Source organism: Halobaculum sp. EA56 (assembly GCF_051195075.1).
Lineage (GTDB): Archaea > Halobacteriota > Halobacteria > Halobacteriales > Haloferacaceae > Halobaculum.
In genome coordinates this window covers 128,511-150,598 of the sequence record NZ_JBNTJX010000004.1, presented here as the reverse complement: position 1 = coordinate 150,598, position 22,088 = coordinate 128,511, and the positions used below count along the sequence as shown (strand labels likewise).

Sequence of the window (22,088 nt, the reverse complement as noted above, 5' to 3'; positions counted from 1 at the left end):
GGCACGCGGAACGGCCGGACGCGGCGTCCCTGCCGCGTCCGCCCCTCGCGGGCGTCCTGGACCGGTCGCTACTTGTTCGCGGTCGGCGCGTCGACGCCCACGAAGATCCGGTACTTCAGGTCGTCGTCGCGTAGCTCCTCCATGATGCGCTCGACGAGCGTTCCCTTCGGGTCGTGGAGCCCCGAGACGCGCTCGGTCAGCTCCTCGAACGACTCGAACGGGCCGCGCTTGCGCTCGTCGAGGACGTTGTTGCGGAGCTTCTTGCCGATCCCCGGGAGGAGGTTCAGCTGGTGGAGCCGGAGGGTGATCGGCTCGGCGTCGTTGTAGAAGTCGACGAACCGCCGCTCGTTCGCCTCGACGATGTCCTCGACGACGTACTCCAGTTCCTGGCGGGCGCCGCGGTTCAGGTCGTCGTAGTCGACCCTGCGCGCGCGTTCGATCCCCGGGGCCGTCTCCGGCTCGATCTGCACGCGGTCGTCGATGCCGAACTCGGCGTCGTCGGTCAGCTCGAACTCGAACAGGCGGAAGTCCCGCTCGCCGAGGGCGTACGCGACCGGCGTCCGCCGGTGCTGCGGGCGGTCGTCGTCCGCGCGGCCGTGCGGCAGGTACTCGAGGATGTACGCGTGGACGGCGTCCTCGTCGCCGGCGTCGTCCGCGTTCGCGTCGGTCGCCGCGTCCTCCGCCTCCCCACCCCCGTCGGTCGACGGGGCGTCGGGCGGGTCGTGTGCCGCGTCGGGGTCGTGTTCGTCGTTCATGCCCGTCGATAGGTCGTCGGTAGTGATAAAAGGTCGTCGCCGTCGCCGCGGTCCGGCGATCCCGCGACGACGGGGGGCCGAGCCGAGGGAGCGTCGCCCGCCGGGACGGGGTCAGGCGTACTTGGCGACGACGTCGAGGATCTCGTCGAGCTCGTCGCCGTCGAGGGCGTACCGCTCCTGGGCGTACACCGAACGGACCTCGGTGCGGTCGCGGGGGAGGAGGTCGGCGAGCTTGTACGCCTGGGGCTCCTCCACCTTCTCCAGCTCCAGCAGCTCCTCGACGAGTTCCAGCGACTCGTCGGCCTCGAGGAACGCGAAGCGGTTGACGTGGTCGACCGCGCGCGCCAGCTCGTAGCGCATCTCGCGGTCCTCGTCGGTCGCCCGCTCGGCCTCGACGGCCCCGAGCAGCTCCTTCGCCTGCGAGACGGTGAGGTACTCCTCGTCGAGCTTCTCCTTGAAGATCGTCATCGCGTCACTCGGTCTGGGCCGTCAGGTGCGCGGGCTTGGCGATGATCGTCTTCGGCTTGCCGCCGTCGACGATCTCGACCTTGAACGCGGCGCCCTGCTTGCCCTGCACGGTGCCGGTGTGCCCGTTGAACCGGGGGTGGAACCGGCCGTCGGGGACCGACGGGTCCAGGTTCAGGTGGACCTTCTGGCCCTCGTCGAACTCGGCGATCGAGCGCTGGGGCGGCGAGGTGCCGCGGTCGCGGGGGTCGTTCGAGAGCTTTCCTCGGGTACCGTGAAGGGGTCCGTTCGAACTCGGCATAGTCGTGCGCGCCCCTTCTCCTGTCGCGCGTATAAATGGTGCGTTCCGCGCGTCGGATGGGGCGGCGTCACAGGGTGCGCGGTCCCGCTCGGCGCCCGATCGATCCGGTCACGCGGGGACGCCGACCCCGAGCACCTCCGCGAGCAGCAGCAGGCCGACGAGCACGCTCGCGACGCCCCCGAGGGCGCGCACGGCGCCCGCGCGGCCGGCGGCCCGGTCGAGCCCCCAGGAGGCGGCGCCCATCGCCGCGACCGTCGCGGCGGCGAACCCGGCGAGGAACGCCGCGCCGTCGACCGGGCTCCCGGCGGTCGCCGCCAGCGCGACGACGACGCCCCCGCTGCCGGCGAGGCCGTGGACGACGCCCACGCCGAAGGACTCGCGGTCGACGTGGGAGTGCGTCAGCCCGACCTCCCGCCGGAGGACGCGGACGTGCGGGTGCCCCTCGGAGTCGTCGCCCGGGGCGTCACCATCGTCCGGACCGTCGGGGTCGCGCTCGCGTCCGCCGTGGACGTGTCGGACCACGACGCGACCGAGCGACGGCGCGCCGACGACGGCACGGACGCCGAGGAGGATCAGGACCAGCGCGACCAGCCCCTCGAAGCCGGCGGCGACCCGGTCGGGGACGCCGACCCCGAGCGCCAGGAACGCCCCGCCGAGCGCGACGATCGGGGCCGCGTGCCCGACGCCCCAGGCGACCCCGGTGGAGCCCGGGCGGTCGGTCTCGCCGACGAGCGCGGCGACGGCGGCGACGTGGTCGGCCTCGAAGGCGTGGCGGACGCCGAAGGCGCCGCCGACGAGCAACGCGGTGGAAAGCACGAACCGATCGACGGCGGGGGGAGAAAAAGCGGTGACGGATCCCGCGACTAGGCGCCGATGTACTCCTCGTTGATCTCCCACTCGCCCCGGTCGTTCTCGACGAGGTACTCGCCGTAGTAGGGGACCCGGTTGTCGACGACCTCGCGGAACGCCTCGCGAATCTCGGGCTTCGTCATCTCGCCCATCGACCTGAGGTCGTCGTTGCGGTTGAGACAGCCCTTCAGGTAGCCCTCGTGGGTGACGCGGACGCGCCCGCAGTTGGCGCAGAAGTCGTCGTTCTCGACGGGGTCGACGATCTCGACCATGCCGAGCCCGGCCGCGTCCGGCTCGTCGGCCGACGCGGCGTCCGCGTCGCCGACGTAGTAGCGCTTGCGGTCGTGCATCTCGCGGTGTTCCACGCGGACCGCGATGTCCGACAGCCAGTCGTGCACGCGCTGGATGTCGATGTTCCACTCCGGACGGCCCGTCAGCTCCGGCATGTACTCGATGAGCTGGAGCTGGAGCCCGTCGTTCTCGGCGACGTGCTCGACCATCCCCTCGACGTAGCCGGCGGTGTGCTCGAACACGACCATGTTGAGCTTCACCGGGTCGAGGCCGGCGTCGACGGCGCAGCGGACCCCCTCCAGCACCTGCTCGTAGGCGCCGGACTTGGTGATCTCCGCGAACGCGTCCGGGTCGAGCGCGTCCTGGGAGACGTTCACCCGGTCGAGACCGGCGTCGACGAGGCCCTCGGCGCGGCCCGGGAGGAAGGTGCCGTTCGTCGTCATCGAGGTCTCCATCGAGTCGGGGGTGCGTCGGACGATCTCCTCGAGGTCGTCCCGGAGCATCGGCTCCCCGCCGGTGAACTTCACTGAGTCGACGCCGAACTCGGCGGCGACCTCCAGAAAGCGGACGACGTCGTCGGCGGACATCTCGTCGTCCTGCGGGTCCATCGGGCCCCGCGTGTCGCCGAGGCCCTCGTTGTGGCAGTAGACGCAGTCGAAGTTACACCGGTCGGTGAGCGAGACGCGCACCCCCGTCACCTCCCGCCCGAAGTCGTCGACCAGCGGTGTGGGCATCGTGTAGACGGATACGTTCGTGCGTACTTGATTCTATGGGACGCGGAGGCAATAACGTAATCGTTAGCGATTACGTTCTGTCGCGTGCGGACGACACGGTCCGTCGCCGGCGTCCGTGCGGGGCGCCGGCGGCGGCGGGGTCCGAGTTCCCCGTGGGAAACCCTTATTCGGGGCGCTCGCCGACGGGCGGGCATGGACGAAGCCGCCGTACGCGAGCGACTCGGAGGCGTCGAGGACCCGGACCTCGGCGACGACATCGTCTCGCTCGGCCTGGTGAACGCGGTACAGGTCGACGACGAGGAGGGCGTCATCCGGGTGTCGCTGGCGCTCGGCGCGCCGTACGCCCCGAACGAGACGGCCATCGCCGAGGCCGTCCGCGACGCGCTCGCGGACGCCGACTACGCGCTCGACATCTCCGCGAACGTCGATTCCGACCTCTCGTCGTCCGAGGAGGTCCTGCCGGACGTGAAGAACGTCATCGCCGTCGCCTCCGGGAAGGGCGGCGTCGGGAAGTCGACGGTCGCCGTGAACCTCGCGGCGGGCCTCTCGCAGCTCGGCGCGCGCGTCGGCCTGTTCGACGCGGACATCTACGGGCCGAACGTGCCCCGGATGGTCGACGCCGACGAGGCGCCCCACGCGACCGAGGACGAGACGATCATCCCGCCCCAGAAGTACGGGATGCGGCTGATGAGCATGGCGTTCCTCGTCGGCGAGGACGACCCCGTCATCTGGCGCGGCCCGATGGTCCACAAGCTGCTCACCCAGCTCGTCGAGGACGTGGACTGGGGCGAGCTGGACTACCTCGTGCTCGACCTCCCGCCGGGCACCGGCGACACCCAGCTCACCATCCTCCAGACGCTCCCGCTCACGGGCGCGGTCATCGTCACCACCCCCGAGGAGGTGGCGCTCGACGACGCCAACAAGGGCCTGCGGATGTTCGGCAAGCACGACACGAACGTCCTCGGCATCGTCGAGAACATGTCCGGGTTCGTCTGCCCGGACTGCGGCAACGAACACGAGATATTCGGCAAGGGCGGCGGCAAGCGGTTCGCCGCCGACAACGACCTCCCGTTCCTCGGCGGCATCCCGCTGGACCCCTCGGTGCGCGCCGGCGGCGACGGCGGCGAGCCGGTCGTCCTCGACGACGAGTCGAGCGAGGTCGGCGACGCGTTCAAGCTCGTCACCGAGAACGTCGCCAACAACGTCGGGGTCGTCCGCCGGCGGACGGTGAGCCGCCGGGCTGGACGCGACACGCCGACGCAGTAGCGCCCGGGGAGCGCGACGGCCGCAGTCTCCGGCCGTCGCGTCGACCGACGCGTCGATCCCGCGACCCGGGCGACACACCGGTTTTCACGGATCCCGCTCGGAGTCGGAAAGGGCTTAGCCGCCGGCGCGTCGAACGCCGGGTATGAGCGACGACCCGGACTGGCAGCTGTCGCCCGACTCCGACGAGGAGTTCCCGCCGGACCCCGAGCGGCGGGCGCTGCTGCGCGAGGTCGCGGAGGACGTGCGCGGCGACTCCAGCGAGTCGAAACAGCTCTCGGCGGTCCTCTACCGCGTCTCGGACCTGTACGACCCCGAGGAGGACACCTCGCCGGAGGAGATCTACCTGAACGTGAGGCGGATCATGCAGATCAAGGAGCGCGGCGGGCTGAGGCGGGAGTAACCAGCGGACCGGGACCGTGCAGGACCTCACCGTGCGATCCGCGACGGAAGCGGACGCGGCAGCGCTCGTTGGAGTGTATCACAGCGCGTACCGGGAGAACCGCGAACTCGGGTTCCCGATGAAAGCGGAGTCCGTCACCGAGGCGGAGGTCCGCGAGTGGATCCGCGACCACACGGTTCTGGTCGCCGACGGCGGGGACGAGCGCGAGTGTGGGACCCGCGACGGCGACGGTGTGGTCGCCGGGGTCAGGCTCGAAGCGACCGGGGAGAACCGCGTGAAGCTCAGTCGCCTCGCCGTCCACGACGGCGAGAAGGGCCGGGGGATCGGCGGGACGCTGGTCGACCGCGCCGAGGAACGGACCCGCGAGCGCGGCTACGGGACGATCTGGTTGACGACGCCGCCCGACCACCCGTTCCTCCCGGACTTCTACCGGGACCGCGGGTACGAGAAGACCGGGGAGCACCCGCTGGAGTACAGGGAGTACGACGAGATAGTCCTGGAGAAACGGCTTGACTGAGTGGCGGTAGCGGTGCGGAGATCGTCAGCAGTCGTACCGCGAGTGAGCCAGCCGGAGGCTGGCGAACGAGCGGCTTTTTGGCATGAACGGGTTTTAGCGGGGTCTGGCCGCAGCGGGCGGCGAAGCCGCCCGCGAGGACATGCCCCCGCTAAAAGAGGTTCACTGGAACGTCCGACCCAGCTCGGCCTCGCGCTCGTCGCGGGCCTCGCGGTTCCGGAACCGCCGTTCGATCTCCTCGTAGCGCTCCTTCGTCTCGTCGGTGACGGAGGGGTGGACCTCCTCGAGCGCCTGCTCGAAGTGCGCCATCGTCACGCGGACGTTGCCGACGGACTCGTCCACCTCCTCGGGCGACACCGACTGGATGAACTCCCGGGAGGCGTTCATCGACGCCTCGCGGCAGACCGCCTCGATGTCCGCGCCGACGTAGCCCTCCGTGCGGCTCGCGAGCGCGTCGAGGTCGACCCCGTCGGCCAGGGGCTTGTGCTCGGTGTGGACCGCGAAGATCTTGCGGCGCGCCTCCTCGTCGGGGACGGGCACGTGGACGTGGCGGTCGAGCCGGCCCGGACGCAGCAGCGCGTTGTCGATGAGGTCCGGCCGGTTCGTCGTCGCGATGACGACCACGTCCTCCAGCGTCTCCAGGCCGTCCAGCTCGGTCAGGAGCTGGGAGACGACGCGCTCGGAGACGCCCGAGTCGCCGGTGTTGGTGCCGCGCTCGGTGGCGATCGCGTCGATCTCGTCGAAGAAGATGACGGTCGGGGCGTTCTCGCGGGCCTTGCTGAAGATCTCGCGGACGCCCTTCTCGGACTCGCCGACGTACTTGTTCAGCAGCTCCGGCCCCTTCACGGAGATGAAGTTGGACTCCGACTCGTTGGCGACGGCCTTCGCCAGCAGGGTCTTCCCCGTGCCCGGCGGGCCGTACATGAGCACGCCCTTGGCCGACTCCATGTCCATGGCCTCGAACACCTCGGGGTAGTCGAGGGGCCACTGGATCGTCTCGCGGAGGCGCTCCTTCGTGTCGTCGAGCCCGCCCACGTCGTCCCAGGTGACGTCGGGGACCTCGACGAAGACCTCGCGGAGCGCGGAGGGCTCGATGCCCTTCAGCGCCTCCTTCATGTCGGTCGGCGTGATCTTGATCGACTCGAGGATCTCGGCGTCGATCTCGTCCTCCTCGAGGTCGATCTGCGGCCGGATGCGACGGAGGGCGTTCATGCCGGCCTCCTTCGCGAGGCTCTCGATGTCGGCGCCGACGAAGCCGTGGGTGGTCTCGGCGTACTCGTCGATGTCGATGTCGTCCGACAGCGGCATGTTCCGGGTGTGGACCTGGAGGATCTCCTTGCGCCCGTCGCGGTCCGGGACGCCGACCTCGATCTCGCGGTCGAAGCGGCCGCCGCGCCGGAGCGCGGGGTCGATCGCGTCGACGCGGTTGGTCGCGCCGATGACGACGACCTCGCCGCGGTCCTCCAGGCCGTCCATCAGCGAGAGCAGCTGGGCCACGACGCGGCGTTCCACGTCGCCGCTCGCCTCCTCGCGCTTGGGCGCGATGGAGTCGAGCTCGTCCATGAAGATGATCGCGGGGGCGTTCTCGGAGGCCTCCTCGAACACCTCGCGGAGCTGCTCCTCGGACTCCCCGTAGTACTTCGACATGATCTCGGGGCCCGAGAGGGTCTGGAAGTGGGCGTCGATCTCGTTGGCGACGGCCTTCGCGATGAGCGTCTTCCCGGTTCCCGGCGGGCCGTGCAGGAGCACGCCCTTCGGGGGCTCGATGCCGAGCCGCTTGAACAGCTCGGGGTGCCGCATCGGCAGCTCGATCATCTCGCGCACCTGCTCCAGTTCGTCGTCGAGACCGCCGATGTCCTCGTAGGTCACGTCCGGCGTCTCGGCGCCCTCGCCGGCCGCGGACTCCGCGATCTGTTCGGCCGGCTTCTCGGAGATGTCGACCTCGGTGGAGTCGGTGATGACGACGGTCCCGGACGGCGTGGTCGAGGCGATCTTCAGCGGGACCGCCTGCGAGCCGCCCCCCATCAGGCCGAGCCCGAGGGGGAACCGGATGGTCTGTCCCTGGGTGACGGGCTGGCCCGAGAGCTTGTCGCGGATGATCGAGCCGACGTTGCCGCGGATGCCGAACTGCTGCGGGAGCGCGATCGTGATCCGCTCGGCCGGCTCCACGTCCGCGGGCTCGACCGTCACGCGGTCGTCGATGCCGACGCCCGCCTCCTGGCGGAGCTGGCCGTCGATGCGGACGACGCCGGTGTTGTCGTCCTCGGGGTAGCCCGGCCAGACGCGGGCGATCGCCGTGGAGTCGCCCTCGATGCGGATGTAGTCGCCGCCGGAGAGGTCGAGCTCCTCGGCCGCGACGCGGTCGATCGCGGCGAGGCGTCGCCCGGCGTCCTTCTGCTTCAGGGGTTTGACGGTGAGCTTCATGCGTGGACCTCGATCGTGAGTACGCCGTTCTCGATGTCAACGCTTGCGGCCGGCCCGGGGAGATCGAACTCGAACTCGTCGGTCCCGTCACCCCGCTCGACGACGACGATCGCCGTGCCGTCGACGGTGTCGACCGACACGTCGTCGTCGGCCGCGTTCAGGTCCGCCGCGACGACGGTGCCGTCGCCGTAGTCGTACCGCCGAACGAACCGGTCGCGGCGGTCGGTAGAGTGGCGCTGGTTCATGTCCATTCCTAACCCAAGGTAATACGCTTGAGTATATAAATCTTTCTTGCACTAATCGCATGAAGGCGGCAGGTGCCCGTTCGAACAGTATCGTTGCGGTTCTCACCGAACGGTCCGGTCGTGACGGCGCACGTCCGATTTATCACTACGGGCCGAGGACGGATCGTATGAACACGATCGAACACCACGGTCGGCGGACGGCGTACCGGATCCGCGGCGCCGACGCCGGCGGTCCCGGACTGGTGTGCGTCCACGGCAGCGGCGGGTCGAGCGAGGTGTGGACGGGGCAGTCCCCCCTGGCTCGACGGACGGCGGTCGCCGCGCTCGACCTGAGCGGACACGGGGAAAGCGACGACGTGGACGCGACCGGCGGCCCGGACGCGCTCGAGGCGTACGCGGACGACGTCGTCGCCGTCGCGGAGGCGACGGGCGCGACCGTGCTCGTCGGAACCTCCCTCGGGGGCGCGGTCGCGATGTGGGTCGCGCTGGAGCGCGATCTGCACCTCGACGGGCTCGTTCTGGCGGGGACGGGGGCGAAGCTGACCGTCCTCGACGACCTGCTCGTGTGGCTCCGGGACGACTTCGACCGGGCGATAGAGTTCCTCCACGCGCCCGACCGGCTGTTTCACGACGCGGACGAGGAGACGCTTGAGCGTTCCCGCGAGTCGATGCGCGACGCCGGACGGGCCGTCGTCGAGCGCGACTTCCGCACCTGCCACGAGTTCGACGTCCGCGGGCGCCTCGACGGGATCGAGGTCCCCGCGCTGGCGGTCGTCGGCGAACACGACGCCCTGACGCCGCCCCCGTACCACGAGTACCTCGCCGACGAGATCCCCGACGGCGACCTCGCGGTCGTCGACGACGCCGCGCACCTGACGATGATCGAGCGCCCCGACGCGTTCAACGACGCGGTCGAGACGTTCCTCGACGGGCTGTAGTCCGCGGCAGCGGGCCGCCCCCGCCCCGACGTGAAGCGGTCGTCGGACGAACGTTCAAATAGCGAAACGGACCCAGCGTCGCCGTGCCGGACTGAACAGCCCCGGGTCGTCTCGCGGGTGCGCGGCTCGTCGACCCGGGAGCGACACGAGCCGCCTGTCAGCGATACCGGGAGAAGCGCCGTCAGTACACGTCGTCGACGTCGTCCACCTCGTGGCTGTGTTCCTCGGCCGGGAACTCGCCCTCCTCCACCTCGCGTTTGAACGCGGACACCGCCTCCGTCATCTCCCCGCGGAGGTCGGCGTACTGTTTCGAGAACGGCGGGGACCACTCGTCGAGGCCGAGCACGTCGGTTATCACGAGCACCTGCCCGTCGGTGTCCGGTCCGGCGCCGATGCCGATGGTCGGGATATCGAGCGCGGCGGTCACCTGCTCGGCGAGGTTCGCGGGGACGTGTTCGAGCACGAGCGCGAACGCGCCGGCCTCCTCGTGCTCGCGTGCGAGCTCCAGCATCCGCTCGGCCGCCTCGGCGTCGGTTCCCTGCCGCTGGTAGCCCCCGAGCTGGTTCACGTGCTGCGGAGTCAGACCGAGGTGCGCCATCACCGGGATGCCGAGCTCCGTGAGCCGTCGGGTCAGGTCCACGGTGTGGGGACCGGATTCGAGCTTCACCGCGTCGGCGTCGGCCTCCTTCAGCATCCGGCCGGCCTGTTCGATGCTGTCGGCCTCGTCGACGCCGAACGAGAGGAACGGCATGTCGGCGACGACGAGCGCGTCGTCGGTCGCGCGGGCGACCGCCGCCGTCCGGCTCCGAACCTCCTCGACCGTGACGGGGAGCGTGGAGTCGTAGCCGAGCACCGCGTTGCCCATCGAGTCGCCCACGAGGATCACGTCGACCCCGACCTCGTCGACGACGGCCGCCGTCGGCGCGTCGTAGGCCGTCAGCATCGTGATGGGCTCGTCGCCGGCACGCTCGCGGATGTCCCGCGTGGTCACCATGTGCCGGCGTACGCGCGGCCCCCGATTAATCCGTGGGATCCGGGCCCACCAGTCCGGGGAGCGCGACCCCCTACGGAGGCGACCACGGGATCGAGCCGCCGAGTTCACAGACCTGATATTCGGGGGCGAACAGTTTTGATCCGCCCGGACCGAACGTTCGGTCAGTGACCGACCGCGGCATCTCTCCGACGATCGGCGTCGCGCTCATGGTCGTCATCGTCGCCCTCCTCGCCGTCGTCGTCGGGGCGATGGCGCTCGGCTTCGACGACCGATTGGGGGAGCCCGCACCGCAGGTCGCCCTCGACGTGACCGCCTACTCGGCGGACGGGTCCGACAACTCGAACCGGCCGTACATCGAGATCCACCACCGCGGCGGCGACATCGCCGACGGGACCGAGGTGTTCATTCGCGACGAGTCGGGCAACGAGGTCGCCTGGAGCGACGTGTGGACCGCCGGCCCGACAGTCGGTCCCGGATCGTACGCGCACATCGACGGCTGCGGGAGCGACGGCGCGCTCGACGTGATCTCGGAGGCTGGCCAGGAGTACTCCGTCGTCTTCCGGAGGGACGGACGCACGCTCGTCGTGTACGACGTGTCGGTCCCGGCGCCGCCCGAGAACGTCGGGTGCTGATCGGTTCCCGGACCCGTTCCGCGGAACCGACACGGCTTACCCGGTCGACTCGAATGCACGCCCGTGCCCGAGCGCGTCGAGACGACCGACCCGGAGGGGGTGGACTACGGCTGGGTGATGCAGGCGACGTTCGTCGTCACCGTCACGGTCGGCGCGGCGCTCGTCGCGGCGCTGTCGGCGTTCGTGGCGCTACCGACGTGGGAAGCGCGCGCCGGCTTCGCGGTCCGGGTCGGCGCGGTCGTCTGGATCGTGACCGCCCTCGGCGCGTACTACTACGAGAAGAACGTCCGGGCATAACGCGGGAACCGCCGTCGGTAGCGAGGACGAGCGGGCCGGGTCACACCCACCGGAAGTCGACGCCTGCGCGCTCGGCCGTCACTGCGTCCCGCTCGGAGTCGCCGACGAACAGCCCGCGGTCGGGAACGACGCCGAGGTCGTCGAGCGTCGCGAGCAGCGGCGCCGGGTCGGGCTTGTACGTCGGTACCGAGTCCCGACCGACGACGCTCGCGACGTGGTCGGCGAGGTCGTGCCGCTCCAGGGCGGTCCGGCACGCCGCCTCGCAGTTGAGCGAGCACACCCCGGTCGGCACCGACAGCGGGAGGTGGTCCGCGTGCGCGAGTCGCTCGGAGGCGGCGGCGCCGCTCGTCTCGTGCTCGGCGAGCACCGCCTCCAGCTCCGACCGGAGTCCGACGTCGTCGGCGCGTTCGAGGAGGTCCCACAGCCCGGCGCCCGCCGCGTCGTGACCGTGGCGCTCGAACAGCGCGACGGCGTCGCTGGCGGCGGCGTCCCAATCGACCGCGAGCCTGACGAGCGTGCCGTCGAGGTCGAACACGACCGCGTCGTAGCCGCCGTAGTCGGCGGCTGCGTCCCCGTCTCCGACCACGGTCACAGGAGTTCCCTGGCGATGATCGTCTTCTGGATCTCGGTCGTCCCCTCGTAGATGGTCGTGATCTTCGAGTCGCGGTAGAACCGCTCCACGTCGAACTCGCTCATGTAGCCGTACCCGCCGTGGATCTGGACCGCCTCGTTGGTCACGTCGACGGCCGACTCGCTGGCGAAGTACTTCGCCATCGACGCCGCCAGCCGGGGGTCCTCGCCGGCGTCGGCCTGCCGGGCCGCCTCGCGGACGAGCAGGCGGGACGCCTGGATCCTCGTCCCCATCTCGGCGAGCTTGTGCCGGATCGTCTGGATATCGGCGATCGGCTTCCCGAACTGCTCGCGCTCGCCCGCGTACTCGCGGGCCTCGTCGAACGCCGCCTGCGCGAGCCCGACCGCCTGCGCGGCGATGGCGATACGGCCGCCGGTGAGCGTCGACAGCGCCGCCGACAGCCCCTTCCCCTCCTCGGTGAGGCGGTACCGCTCGGGGACGCGCACGTCGGAGAACTGCATCCCGACGGTGTCGGACGCCCGCAGGCCGAGCTTCTCCTCCTTCTTTCCCACCTCGACGCCGTCGAAGTCCGCGGGGACGAGGAACTGCGTGATCGAGTCGTCGTCCGCCGGGTCCGTCTTCGCGAAGACGATGTACACCCCCGCGCGCTCGCCGTTCGTGATCCACTGCTTCTGTCCGTTCAGCACGTACTCGTCGCCGTCGCGTTCGGCGGTCGTGCTCATCTCCGCGGGGTTCGACCCCGCGTCGGGCTCGGAGAGGCAGAACGCGCCGACCGGCCTGCCGTCCACCATCTCTGGGAGCCACTCCTCGCGCACCGCCTCGGAGCCGAAGTTCGCGATGCAGGAGGTGGCGAGACAGTGAACCGAGAGCGCGGTCGCGACCGCGAGCTGTCCGTACGCGATCTCCTCGTTCACGAGCGCGTACGTCGAGCGGTCCGCGTCGAAGCCGCCGTACTCCTCGGGGGTCGTGAGTCCGGTCAGATCGAGGTCGGCGAGCCGGTCCCACGCCTCCTCCGGGAACGTCTCGCTCTCGTCGGCCTCGCGCGCGCCCGGCCGGAGTTCCTCGACCGCGACCTCCCGAACGACCTCGCGGATGGCGCGCTCCTCCTCGGAGAGCGAGGAGGGGGAGTGACCGTACGCGCCCGGGTTCGCGTTCGACATGGCCGGATCTTCGGCGCCCGGAGGTTAAGCGTGTCTGACTCCCGCCCCACGCGCGTCGCGCCCCCGGCTGACGGCCGGAAAGCCGGCCTTAACAGGCACACGTCCGGTCGAATGCTGTTCGTACCTTTCCGGCGCGAACTGTTGGGGCACACACATGCGTACATCGAACCGACTCGCTGTGTTCGCGACGGTCGTCGTCCTGGTGCTGGCTCCGGCCGTCGTCGGCGTCGGCTCCGCGGCGGGACCGAGCGACGGCGTCGAACCCGCGGGGGCCCAGGAGGAGACCGTCACGCTCACCGTCGCCGTCCGGACGCCGGGTGGCGATCCGGTCGGGAGCGCGACGATCACCGCCTCGTGGGAGAACGGCTCCACGACGGCGACGACCGCGAGCAACGGGCGAGCCTTCGTCGACGTGCCCGCCGGCGCGACCGTCGAGGTCGCGGTCGACCACCCCGAGTACGTCCGCAACAACCCCGTCGTCGTCGAGGACGCCCGGGAGGAGACCGTCACGGTCACCGTCCGCGAGCGGGGGTCGCTCACCGTCCGCGTCGAGGACGAACGCGGGAACGCCGTCGGCGACGCGCTCGTCGTCCTCCGGGAGGACGGCGACGTCGTGGTCAGCGGCCGGACGAACGCGAACGGCGGCTTCACCAGCGGCGACGTCGAACAGCGAGACTACAGCCTCACCGTCGTCAAACGGGGATACTACCGTGTGAACCGGGACGTGACGGTCGACGACTCCGCCCGGGAGACGGTGACGCTGGAGCAGGGGTCGGTCACGGTCTCGTTCGTCGTCACCGACGACCGGTTCGATCCGCCCGAGCCGGTCAGTAACGCCCAGTTGCGGCTGGAGACGGCGGGGACCTTCACCACCCTCCGGAACGGCGAGGCGACCGCGCAGGTCCCCGTCAACGCCGACCTCGAACTCGAGGTGACGAAGGAGGGGTACGAGACGGTGACGCGAACCGTCGAGGTGGGTGAGTCCCCGATGACCGTCCGGCTCAACATCAGCAGGACGCCACGGCTGAACGTCACCGCGGTAAACCGGCGGGTGCTCGTCGGCGAGCGGACCGTCGTCAGCGTCGCCGACGCCTACGGCGACCCGGTCGCGGACGCCCGGATCCTCGTCGACGGCGAGGAGGTCGGCACGACCGGCGGCGACGGGACCGTCACGATCCGGTTCGAGTCCGCGGGCAACCACACGGTCGTCGCCGAGACGGAGGATCTCACCTCGGAGGGGCTGACGATCCGGGCGGTCTCGGCGCGCACCGAGACCGCGACCCCGACGGAGTCGCCGACGCCGACCGCGACGGCGAGTCCCACGACGACCGCCACCGAGGAACCGGACACCGGGGTCAGCTTCCCCGGCTTCACGCCGGCGACTGCGCTCCTCGCGCTCCTCGCGCTCGGCGCGCTGTTCACCCGCCGGACGGGCCGCGGAGGCGAGTAGGCTAGCGCCCGTCTCTCGGGCACGAGGACGCCGTCGGCTGCGCCGACCGCGGGTGCCGCTACGGCTCCCGCAGGAACGCGACGACCTCCGCGGGGTCGGCCGACAGCCCGCCTCCCTGTGCGAACCGGGGCGACCCGCCGCCGCCCCCGCCGAACTCGCCGGTCACGTCGTCGACCACGTCGCCCGCGTCGACGCTCCCGTCGGAGGCGACGACGACGAACGGGGCGTCGCCGGATCCGACGACGGCGACCGCGTCCGCGGTCCGCCCGTCGGCTTCTCCCTCGCGGACGACCGACTTCGCGGCCTCCCCGACCGCGTTCGCGTCGAACCCCGACAGCGTGCCGACCCGCCAGACCGCCCCGTCGCGCTCCGTCCGGTCGAGGTCGCGGATGCGGCTCCCGAGGACCTCGGACTCCAGATCGGCCACCTCGTCCGCCAGGTCGTCGCGCTCGGCGGCCAGGCGCGCGACGGCGTCCGGCAGGTCCGCGAGCGCGACGCCGAGTTCGCGGGCCGCGGCGCGGGCGCCCCGGTGCGTCTCCGTCCGTCGCTCGATGCCGGCCGGGCCGACGGCGAACTCGACGCGGGTGAGCCCCTCGCCGGGGTTCGAGCGGCCCAGCACCGTCACGGGCCCGATCTCTCGGGTGTTGCGGACGTGCGTGCCGCCGCAGGCCGCCCGGTCCCAGCCCTCGACGGTCACGACGCGGACCGTATCCGCGTCGTCCATGACGCCCTCCTCGGTCTTCGTGTTGAAGGCCACGTCGCCGTCGGCGCGCGCCTCGTCGACGGGCACCTCCTCCCAGGAGACCGGCCGGGAGTCCCACACCGCGCGGTTGACCAGCCGCTCCAACTCCACGAGCACGTCGTCGGTGATCTCGGTGCTCGTCTCGAAGTCGACGCGGACCTTCTCGTCGGCGCTCTCGGGGTCCCCGTCGGCGCCCTCGCCGCGCGGCGCCGCCCGGATCCCGAAGCCGCCGTACCCCAGGTCGTCCAGGAGCCGACGCCCGGCGCCGTACAGCACGTGGCTGGCGGTGTGTGCGCGCTTGCAGTACGTCCGGAAGTCGGCGTCGACGACCCCCGCGACCGTGTCGCCCGCGCCGAACTCGGGCGCCTCGCCGAGCGTGTGGACGACCGCGTCCGCGCGCGACTGCACGTCCGTCACCTCGATCCCCCCGAGCGTCCCGCGGTCGGCGGGCTGGCCGCCCCCCTCGGGATAGAAGTACGTCTCCGCGAGAGTCACCTCGCGGCCGTCGACCGATCCGACCGTCGTCTCGAACTCCAGCACCTCCGGCTCTGCCGGCGCGAGCGAGTCGCTCATGCGCGAGGGTTGCCGCCGGAGCCGAAAAGTCGTCCGCCCGCGGCAGGGGCGAGCGGACGGGCGCGGGGACTGCTCCGCCGTCCATCCGAGGCGCTCGCCCCCGGTCACGGCTCGCTCCGCTCGCCGTTCGCATCGAGGCGCTTCCTCCGGTCGCGCCTCGCCTCGCTCGCGCCCCGCCTTCCGCTTCGTGGGCGGAGCGGCACGAAGACCGCTCCGCCGTCCGTCCGAGGCCTCCCTTCGGTCGCCCTCGCGCTACTCGTCCACGAGGCTCACGTCCAGAACCTCCTCGATGCCGCGCACCGTCGACCCGCCGACGCCGGCGCGGGCGGCGCGGCCCTCCTCGACCGCGTGGACCTGTTCGGCGTCGACGCCGAGCTCCGCGGCGAGTTCGTCCACCGTCATCCCCGCGTCCTGGCGGGCCCCGGTGACCACCTCGCCGTACCCCTTGACGAGGTACGGGAGGCGGTCCTCCTCGTAGTCGGTGCCCTCCTCCTCCCAGTGGCGCGAGTCGCCGGTGGAGGCGTCCATCGCCTTCGCGACGTTCTGGGCCGCGCGCTTCTTCCTGCTCGGCTCGTCCCCGTCGCGTCCGCCGGACCCGCCCCCGCCGCCCCCGCCGCGGCCCGAACCACGGCGCTGGGCGGTGTCGTCGTGGGGCGCACAGTCGGAACAGACCAACAGGTCGGCGCCGGCGACGTTGGCGCGCGACAGTTTCGTGTCCTCTCGTCCGCACAGCTCGCAGGCGCCGCCGTCGCCGCCGCCACCGCCGCTTCCGGTGGAGTACTTTGCCATGCCCTCCCGTACGACCTCCGACAGTTAAAACCGTGTTCCGTCGACGGGGCCCCCTCGGCGGCGTCCGCCCGAGGGGACGCCCCCCGCCGGCCGGGGGAGTCAGACCACCCGGTTCTCCAGGTCGGGGACCGCGTCGCCGTCGGCGGCCGCGAGCCGTTCGACGTTGCCGGCGAGGATGTCCGCGACGCGGGCGAAGTACCGGGGGGTGTGACCCGCGTTGTGTGGGGTGATGTGCACGTCGTCGAAGCCCCACAGCGGGTGGTCCTCCGGCAGCGGCTCCGGGTCGGTCACGTCGAGGAACGCCCCGCGGACGTGGTTCCACCGGAGCGCGTGCACGAGGTCGTCCGTGTCGACGACGGGACCGCGCGCGACGTTCACCAGCGTCGCGTCCGGGGGGAGCGTCCGCAGCGCCTCGCCGTCGATCAGCCCCTCGGTCGCGTCCGTGAGCGGGCACGCGAGCACGAGGTGGTCCGTCCGCGCGAGCGCGTCGTGCAGCTCCTCGAAGCCGAACACCTCGTCGGTGGGGCCACCCTTCTCGGGCGTGTAGCGCACGCCGAGCGTCTCGACGCCGAACGGCTCCAGCCGGTCGCAGACGGCGGTCCCGATGGCGCCCAGGCCGACGACCGTCACCGTCGAGTCGTACAGCTCCTTCGTTTGATAGGCTCGCCACTCGCGGCGGTCCTGCTGACGGGTCGCCCGCCGGAAGTCGCGCGCGAGCGAGACGAGCGCGCCGATCACGTACTCGGAGATGTTCGGCTCGTGGACGCCCGAGGCGTTCGTGACGGCCACGCCGGCCTCCTCGAACGACTCCAGGTCGAGGTGGCCCGTGCCGGCGTACACGCCCGCGAACAGCCGCAGCGCGTCCGCGTCCGCGAGGTGGTTCTCCACGGCGAACCCCTCGCCGACGGCGACGTCGGCGTCCCGGAGGGACTCGCGCTCGCGTTCGGGGGTGTCCGCGACGACGACCTCGTGGTCGGGAAGCCGCTCGCGGATCTCCTCCGCCAACTCCCCCGGTGCGTGTCCGTGGATCTTCTGCCGCGTGACGACGATTCGCATGCCCGGCCGCACGGAGGGGCCGCACTTAACTACGACGAGGGCGGAAGCCGGCCGGCGCGTGTGCCGGTCGACACACCCCCGATAGCGACGTGCGATACTCGCGGGCGATCGAGACACTCCGCGAACGGCGACGGTCCGGGAGCCCCGTCCGCCGTTCAGTCCTCGTCGGTCGAGCCGTCTCCGGGGAGGTCCGTGACGGCGGCCGCCGGGTCGAGCCCGTCGAGGTCGTCGAGGTCGCCGGCGGCGGCCGAAGCGGCCGCGAGAAGGTCCGCCCCGACGGCGGCGATCGACCGGAGCGTGGCGTCCGCGCCGTCGCCGAACGACGCCGGCTCGCGCCGGAACGTCGACAGCGTACCGACCGCGTGTCCGTCGACGCGCAGCGGGGCGCCGAGGTACGCGCGCAGGCCGAGTTCGAGGGCGCGAGAGTCGGCCTCGAACCGGGGGTCCGAGGCGAGGTCCGGGACGTCGTGGACGCCGTCTTCGAGGACCGTGTACGTCGAGACGGTCCGGGCACGGTCGACCGATGGGGCCAGCGGCTCCTCCAGTTCCTCGAACCGCTCGCCGGCCACGCCGACGTGCCAGAGCCGGTAGTCGCCGAGCACGGAGACGGTCGCCGCGTCGGCGTCGACTGCCCGCGCCGCCGCCGCGGCGAGGCCGTCGAACGCGTCGCCGGCGTCCGCGTCGAGCCCCTCCCCGGCGAGCGCGCGCGCGGTCGCGACGCGGTCGTCCTCGCGGTCGGGGACCGGATAGCCCCGATGGGTCCGCCGCTCGACGGCCGTCTCGGCCGCGGCCGCGACCGACTCGGGGTCCCTGACGGGCAGGTACTCCAACACGACCGGTCGGGGGTCCGCCTCCGGGACGGCGCGGGCGTCGACGCGGGCGGCGCCCCCCGCGAGCAGGCAGGCGGCGTCCGGGTACGACTCCCGCGCCTCGACGAACGGGACCATCGGATCGGTCGCGGCCTCGCCGTCGACGATCACCGCCGCCGGGTAGCCCTCCCGCGCCGGGCCGAGTTCGCCGGCCCGTTCGGCGGCCACCCCGTCGACCGGCGCGTCCGCCGCCGCGGCGAGCCGGTCGACCCAGTCGGCGTCGCCGCTGACGACGACGAAGCGCTCGGGCGTCCCGTCCAGCGTGCCGTGGGTGACACGCGCGTCCGCCTCCGCCGTCCCACCCGAGGTCATGTCCGGGAAACTATGGGTACCGAACGTAAGCGTGCCCCTCTCAGTATCGAACGTGATACTCGGAGGGATCTCAGGGGCGGTCGACGACCTCGTTCGCGAGGGTCCCCACGCCCTCGTAGGTGATCTCGACGGACTCGCCGGCCTCGACGAGCCCGGGGTTCGCGGGCGACCCGAACGCGACGCAGTCGCCGGCGCGGAACCGGAACCGCTTCGAGAGGAACGAGACGACCTCGTAGGGGTCGAACAGCATCAGCTCCGTGTTGGCCTCCTGTCTGCGCTCGCCGCCCACGTCGGTGTGCATGTCGATGCCCGTCGGGTCGACGTCCGTCTCGATCCACGGCCCCAGCGGGCCGGAGGCGGTGAACGCCTTGCGGGCGGTGCGCCCCTGCTGGTCGAGCGCGTCGAGGTCGTTCATCAGGGTGTAGCCGCGCACGACCTCCGGCACCTCCGCCGGCGCGAGGTCCGAACACGGCTCGTCGATGACGGCGACGAGCTCGCCCGCGTAGGTGAGTTCGTCCGTCCACTCGGGGTACGGGACGGGGTCGCGGTGGCCCACGACGGAGTGGGGCGGCTTGATGAAGAAGTCGGGCTCCTCGGGGCGCTCGTAGTCCATCTGGTCGAGCGTCGCCGCGTAGTTGCGGCCGACGCAGAACAGCGCGTCCGGGTCGCAGGGCGCGAGCAGGTCGGACTCGCCGACCTCGTACTCCGCGTCGTCGGTCACGAGCCGGCCGTCGCGGTACTCCCCCTCGCGGACGCCGTCGTCCGTGCGGGCGCGTGCCAGTCGCATACCGGTCGGTGGCGGGCGGCGGGGGAAGTAGCTCCCGGTCCCGCGGCCCGTCACCCCGTGGGCCGCCAGCGACCGCCGATCTGGTCGCGCGGATAGTCCTGGTACGTCCCGTTCAGGAACGTCGTCACGCGGCCGTCCTCCTCGCTCAGGGTGACCGCCCACAGCACCTCGTCGCGGGTCGACGCCTCCAGCGCGCTCAGGTGTCTGGTCCCCATCCAGTCGGGGTACTCCGGGGCCGACTCGGCGTCCGTCACCGTCGGGCTCCGCACCCGAACCATCTGCTCCTGAATGGTTCCGTCGCCGGTCACGACGACGGCCCCGTCGTGGCCGAACGCGACGTCCCGCGCGACGGCGGTGAACGCCTCGGGCGAGTCAGTGACGACCCGGCACCGGTCGACGGGCCAGGTATTGGCCCCCAGCGGGTCGGTGTACTCGCCGAAGTTGACCTCGGCCACGACGAGGAAGTACAGCCCCGGGCCGCTGACGTGTCGCTCGCCCCACCGGTCGAACTCCAGGCTCAACGTCTCGGCGGTGTACCTGATCTGATCCATCAGGGCCTGGCTGGTCGCGTATCGGTTCAGGACCCGGTCCAGTTCGTCCATTCGAGGGACAACACGGCACCGAGCGGAATAAATCGTCGCACGGTCAGAGACGCCCGAGCTACCGGCGTCCGAGCGAGTGATGGGAGAACAGTCCCCGCACGACGGCGACTGCCTCCACGGACCACCGGGTAACGGCGGGAGGCGGCCGCCTCGTCGCCTCAGTTCCCGACGTTCGTCGCCCGCTCGACCACGTCGGCGCCGTATATCTCCTCGAGTTCCTCGTGCTGGTCCGGGCGGTGCTCGTACACGTCCTGGAACAGGGTGATCGGCGTCTGGGCCGCCTGATAGGTCGCCTCGTCCCACATGCGGTCCTTGCTCACGTCGACCTCGACGCCGTCGATGACGAGCGTCGCCGACTGCGTCATCGCGATGGCGCCCTTGCCGGCCTCCTTGGCCGCCTCGAACTCCTCCATCGACTCGACGATGTCGTCCATGCTCGGGACGTAGGAGGTGCGGTCGAGCAGCTCCTCGCGGAGCTCCTCCCCGCTCAGTTCGTGCTCGTCGCCGTCGACGGTGAGGACGTACGAGTCGCCGTCGGCCGACAGCGACACGTCGTCGCCGTCGTACACCTCGCGGTCGCCCTCGGAGACGAGTTCGACCTCGTCGCCGCCGACGTCGAGCAGCCAGCTCCCCGTCCTCGGCGGGAGCGGCGCCTTGTTCGCCACCTCGACCTGCTTGGGGGTGAGCGACCAGATGCCTGTCATCCCCTTCGCGCGGTTCGCCTCCATCCGCTCCCTGTAGCCCTCGACGTCCCGGATGTTGTCGTACGGCCCGTCGACGGCGATCAGCCCCGCGGCGCTGGCGCCCTTCGAGGTGTTGTGGCGGAGTTCGGGCCACTCGGGCAGTTCGCCCGTGGGCGTCATCGCGCGCATGTCCTTCGTGTAGTCGACCTCGCCGTCGACGAGCATGAACATCCGTTCGAGGGTGTTCGAGGGCTTGCCCATCTCGTCGCGGATGCGGTTCAGGGCGATCTCGGCCTCGCCGCTCTCGACGATGACGGACATCGAGAGGCTCCCCTCCTCCAGGCCGTGCTCGTCCTCGACGATCTGGAAGAACTCGTCGGCCTTCTTCCAGTCGTCGATGTCGCCGACCTCCGGGATGACGAACCCGTCGATGTGGTCGACCGCCCCGTTCTCGGGGTCGGCGATCTCCCGCATGTACTCGAAGCCGTCGAGCCGCTTCGAGGGGTCCTCCCGGTGCCACACGACCCGGGGATGGATCTCGCCGGGGAAGTCGGCGCCGTGTTCGCTCACCACGTCGATGATGTTCTCGACCCCCTCGTCGCGCATCGAGGGCGCGGTCGCGTCCTCGTTGTCCGGGATCCACACGTCCGGCGCCTGCATACCCCGGAGCTGTGCGGCGCTTCGGAGCATCTTCGCGGAGTCGTCCTCCCCCTGGACGGCCGTCGGGGACGTGAAGAACGTCCGAACGAACTCCCGTTCGTAATTCCGTTGTACGCTCATGTGTGCCGGTTTCACCGTCTCAGGGCGGTTTCATAAACGTTAGTCCTTGACACAGTATTGCCCCCGCGGGAAACCGCGGTCGACCGTCGCGAGCGGTCCCCCCGCTCCGGCGGATCCGGCCCGCCTCACTCCAGCGGTTCGACCAGTTCCACGGTGTGGCCGTCGGGGTCCTTCAGGAACGCCGTCCGCGCGCCGGCCGCCGGCTGGTCGCCCGGCTCCTCCACGACGCCGTGGTGGTCGATGCGCTCGAAGGCGGCGTCGACGTCGTCGACCTTCACCGCGAAGTGGTCGTAGGCGGTGCCCGCCTCGAACTCGTCCTCGCCGTCGGTGTCCGACAGCTGGAGCTCGACGCCGTTCTCGTCGCCGACGTAGACGTTCCTCGTGTCGCCGTCGGGGGTGGTGAACTCCCAGGTCCGCTCGAACCCGAGGTTCTCCGCGTACCAGTCGGCCGCGCGGTCCGCGTCCGCGACGTTGAGACAGACGTGGATGAACGCCATGTCGGGTTCCCGCACGCGGACCGGCATAACCGTTGGCGTCGGCGCAAGCCGGCGAGCGGGCCCGGGCCGGCGCCCGGACGTGATCCCACGA

25 protein-coding genes are annotated in these 22,088 nt (G+C 71.3%); 7 read left to right on the top strand and 18 right to left on the bottom strand.

Annotated features, from left to right (window positions below):
- Positions 1 to 68: 68 nt before the first annotated feature.
- From ACQUQ1_RS08610 to moaA, 5 genes are all read right to left on the bottom strand, one after another.
- The gene (locus ACQUQ1_RS08610; RefSeq protein WP_435063872.1) at positions 69 to 755 is read right to left on the bottom strand and encodes a DUF655 domain-containing protein; all 687 of its coding nucleotides are present in this window, start codon (positions 753 to 755) and stop codon (positions 69 to 71) included.
- A gap of 111 nt (positions 756 to 866) precedes the next feature.
- A complete protein-coding gene (locus ACQUQ1_RS08605; RefSeq protein ID WP_435063871.1) occupies positions 867 to 1,223 on the bottom strand; it encodes an RNA polymerase Rpb4 family protein in 357 nt (118 codons plus the stop codon).
- Between the two features lie 4 nt (positions 1,224 to 1,227).
- Positions 1,228 to 1,521, bottom strand: coding sequence for a 50S ribosomal protein L21e (locus ACQUQ1_RS08600; protein ID WP_435063870.1), 294 nt, complete (start codon positions 1,519 to 1,521; stop codon positions 1,228 to 1,230).
- Positions 1,522 to 1,629: 108 nt separating this feature from the next.
- Entirely contained in the window at positions 1,630 to 2,337 is a 708-nt protein-coding gene (locus tag ACQUQ1_RS08595) for a high-affinity nickel-transporter protein (protein ID WP_435063869.1), read from the bottom strand.
- Positions 2,338 to 2,384: 47 nt separating this feature from the next.
- Positions 2,385 to 3,395 (bottom strand): GTP 3',8-cyclase MoaA, encoded by a 1,011-nt coding sequence (gene moaA, locus ACQUQ1_RS08590; protein WP_435063868.1) that lies wholly within the window; start codon positions 3,393 to 3,395, stop codon positions 2,385 to 2,387.
- A gap of 192 nt (positions 3,396 to 3,587) precedes the next feature.
- Between moaA and ACQUQ1_RS08585 the strand changes: the two genes are divergently transcribed.
- From ACQUQ1_RS08585 to ACQUQ1_RS08575, 3 genes are all read left to right on the top strand, one after another.
- A complete protein-coding gene (locus ACQUQ1_RS08585) occupies positions 3,588 to 4,661 on the top strand; it encodes an Mrp/NBP35 family ATP-binding protein (RefSeq protein ID WP_435063867.1) in 1,074 nt (357 codons plus the stop codon).
- Positions 4,662 to 4,803: 142 nt separating this feature from the next.
- Entirely contained in the window at positions 4,804 to 5,061 is a 258-nt protein-coding gene (locus ACQUQ1_RS08580) for a hypothetical protein (protein WP_435063866.1), read from the top strand.
- A gap of 16 nt (positions 5,062 to 5,077) precedes the next feature.
- Positions 5,078 to 5,578, top strand: a complete 501-nt coding sequence (locus ACQUQ1_RS08575) for a GNAT family N-acetyltransferase (protein ID WP_435063865.1) — start codon at positions 5,078 to 5,080, stop codon at positions 5,576 to 5,578.
- A 159-nt stretch (positions 5,579 to 5,737) separates the two neighbouring features.
- Here the strand turns inward: ACQUQ1_RS08575 and ACQUQ1_RS08570 are convergent, their stop codons facing one another.
- Entirely contained in the window at positions 5,738 to 7,999 is a 2,262-nt protein-coding gene (locus tag ACQUQ1_RS08570; protein WP_435063864.1) for a CDC48 family AAA ATPase, read from the bottom strand.
- The gene (locus tag ACQUQ1_RS08565; RefSeq protein WP_435063863.1) at positions 7,996 to 8,250 is read right to left on the bottom strand and encodes a DUF7127 family protein; all 255 of its coding nucleotides are present in this window, start codon (positions 8,248 to 8,250) and stop codon (positions 7,996 to 7,998) included. Before ACQUQ1_RS08565 ends, ACQUQ1_RS08570 begins: the two co-directional genes overlap by 4 nt.
- Positions 8,251 to 8,411: 161 nt before the next feature.
- On the opposite strand from ACQUQ1_RS08565, the gene ACQUQ1_RS08560 reads away from it, so the two are divergent.
- Entirely contained in the window at positions 8,412 to 9,182 is a 771-nt protein-coding gene (locus tag ACQUQ1_RS08560; protein ID WP_435063862.1) for an alpha/beta fold hydrolase, read from the top strand.
- 181 nt (positions 9,183 to 9,363) lie between these two features.
- Here the strand turns inward: ACQUQ1_RS08560 and panB are convergent, their stop codons facing one another.
- Positions 9,364 to 10,176: a 3-methyl-2-oxobutanoate hydroxymethyltransferase gene (gene panB / locus ACQUQ1_RS08555; protein WP_435063861.1), complete on the bottom strand. Its 813-nt coding sequence runs from the start codon at positions 10,174 to 10,176 to the stop codon at positions 9,364 to 9,366.
- 164 nt (positions 10,177 to 10,340) lie between these two features.
- On the opposite strand from panB, the gene ACQUQ1_RS08550 reads away from it, so the two are divergent.
- Together ACQUQ1_RS08550 and ACQUQ1_RS08545 are read left to right on the top strand one after the other, a co-directional pair.
- On the top strand, positions 10,341 to 10,808 hold the full coding sequence (locus ACQUQ1_RS08550) for a type IV pilin (protein WP_435063860.1): 468 nt from the start codon (positions 10,341 to 10,343) through the stop codon (positions 10,806 to 10,808).
- Between the two features lie 63 nt (positions 10,809 to 10,871).
- Positions 10,872 to 11,105, top strand: a complete 234-nt coding sequence (locus tag ACQUQ1_RS08545) for a DUF5822 domain-containing protein (protein WP_435063859.1) — start codon at positions 10,872 to 10,874, stop codon at positions 11,103 to 11,105.
- Between the two features lie 40 nt (positions 11,106 to 11,145).
- Here the strand turns inward: ACQUQ1_RS08545 and ACQUQ1_RS08540 are convergent, their stop codons facing one another.
- Both ACQUQ1_RS08540 and ACQUQ1_RS08535 read right to left on the bottom strand, forming a co-directional pair.
- Positions 11,146 to 11,697, bottom strand: a complete 552-nt coding sequence (locus ACQUQ1_RS08540) for an HAD family hydrolase (RefSeq protein ID WP_435063858.1) — start codon at positions 11,695 to 11,697, stop codon at positions 11,146 to 11,148.
- Complete coding sequence (locus ACQUQ1_RS08535) at positions 11,694 to 12,857, bottom strand: acyl-CoA dehydrogenase family protein (RefSeq protein WP_435063857.1); 1,164 nt, start codon at positions 12,855 to 12,857, stop codon at positions 11,694 to 11,696. Before ACQUQ1_RS08535 ends, ACQUQ1_RS08540 begins: the two co-directional genes overlap by 4 nt.
- Positions 12,858 to 13,011: 154 nt before the next feature.
- On the opposite strand from ACQUQ1_RS08535, the gene ACQUQ1_RS08530 reads away from it, so the two are divergent.
- Positions 13,012 to 14,307 (top strand): carboxypeptidase-like regulatory domain-containing protein, encoded by a 1,296-nt coding sequence (locus tag ACQUQ1_RS08530; protein ID WP_435063856.1) that lies wholly within the window; start codon positions 13,012 to 13,014, stop codon positions 14,305 to 14,307.
- A 58-nt stretch (positions 14,308 to 14,365) separates the two neighbouring features.
- On the opposite strand, the gene ACQUQ1_RS08525 is transcribed toward ACQUQ1_RS08530, so the two are convergent.
- From ACQUQ1_RS08525 to ACQUQ1_RS08490, 8 genes are all read right to left on the bottom strand, one after another.
- Positions 14,366 to 15,622 (bottom strand): alanine--tRNA ligase-related protein, encoded by a 1,257-nt coding sequence (locus tag ACQUQ1_RS08525; RefSeq protein ID WP_435063855.1) that lies wholly within the window; start codon positions 15,620 to 15,622, stop codon positions 14,366 to 14,368.
- A 252-nt stretch (positions 15,623 to 15,874) separates the two neighbouring features.
- The gene (locus tag ACQUQ1_RS08520) at positions 15,875 to 16,411 is read right to left on the bottom strand and encodes a helix-turn-helix domain-containing protein (protein WP_435063854.1); all 537 of its coding nucleotides are present in this window, start codon (positions 16,409 to 16,411) and stop codon (positions 15,875 to 15,877) included.
- Between the two features lie 99 nt (positions 16,412 to 16,510).
- Positions 16,511 to 17,467, bottom strand: coding sequence for a D-2-hydroxyacid dehydrogenase (locus tag ACQUQ1_RS08515; RefSeq protein ID WP_435063853.1), 957 nt, complete (start codon positions 17,465 to 17,467; stop codon positions 16,511 to 16,513).
- A gap of 155 nt (positions 17,468 to 17,622) precedes the next feature.
- Complete coding sequence (locus ACQUQ1_RS08510; RefSeq protein WP_435063852.1) at positions 17,623 to 18,648, bottom strand: GAF domain-containing protein; 1,026 nt, start codon at positions 18,646 to 18,648, stop codon at positions 17,623 to 17,625.
- A gap of 70 nt (positions 18,649 to 18,718) precedes the next feature.
- On the bottom strand, positions 18,719 to 19,435 hold the full coding sequence (locus ACQUQ1_RS08505; protein ID WP_435063851.1) for a fumarylacetoacetate hydrolase family protein: 717 nt from the start codon (positions 19,433 to 19,435) through the stop codon (positions 18,719 to 18,721).
- Positions 19,436 to 19,485: 50 nt separating this feature from the next.
- Positions 19,486 to 20,037 (bottom strand): diadenylate cyclase, encoded by a 552-nt coding sequence (locus ACQUQ1_RS08500; RefSeq protein ID WP_435063850.1) that lies wholly within the window; start codon positions 20,035 to 20,037, stop codon positions 19,486 to 19,488.
- A gap of 158 nt (positions 20,038 to 20,195) precedes the next feature.
- Entirely contained in the window at positions 20,196 to 21,500 is a 1,305-nt protein-coding gene (aceB, locus tag ACQUQ1_RS08495) for a malate synthase AceB (RefSeq protein WP_435063849.1), read from the bottom strand.
- 125 nt (positions 21,501 to 21,625) lie between these two features.
- Positions 21,626 to 21,997 (bottom strand): VOC family protein, encoded by a 372-nt coding sequence (locus ACQUQ1_RS08490; RefSeq protein ID WP_435063848.1) that lies wholly within the window; start codon positions 21,995 to 21,997, stop codon positions 21,626 to 21,628.
- Between the last annotated feature and the right edge of the window lie 91 nt (positions 21,998 to 22,088).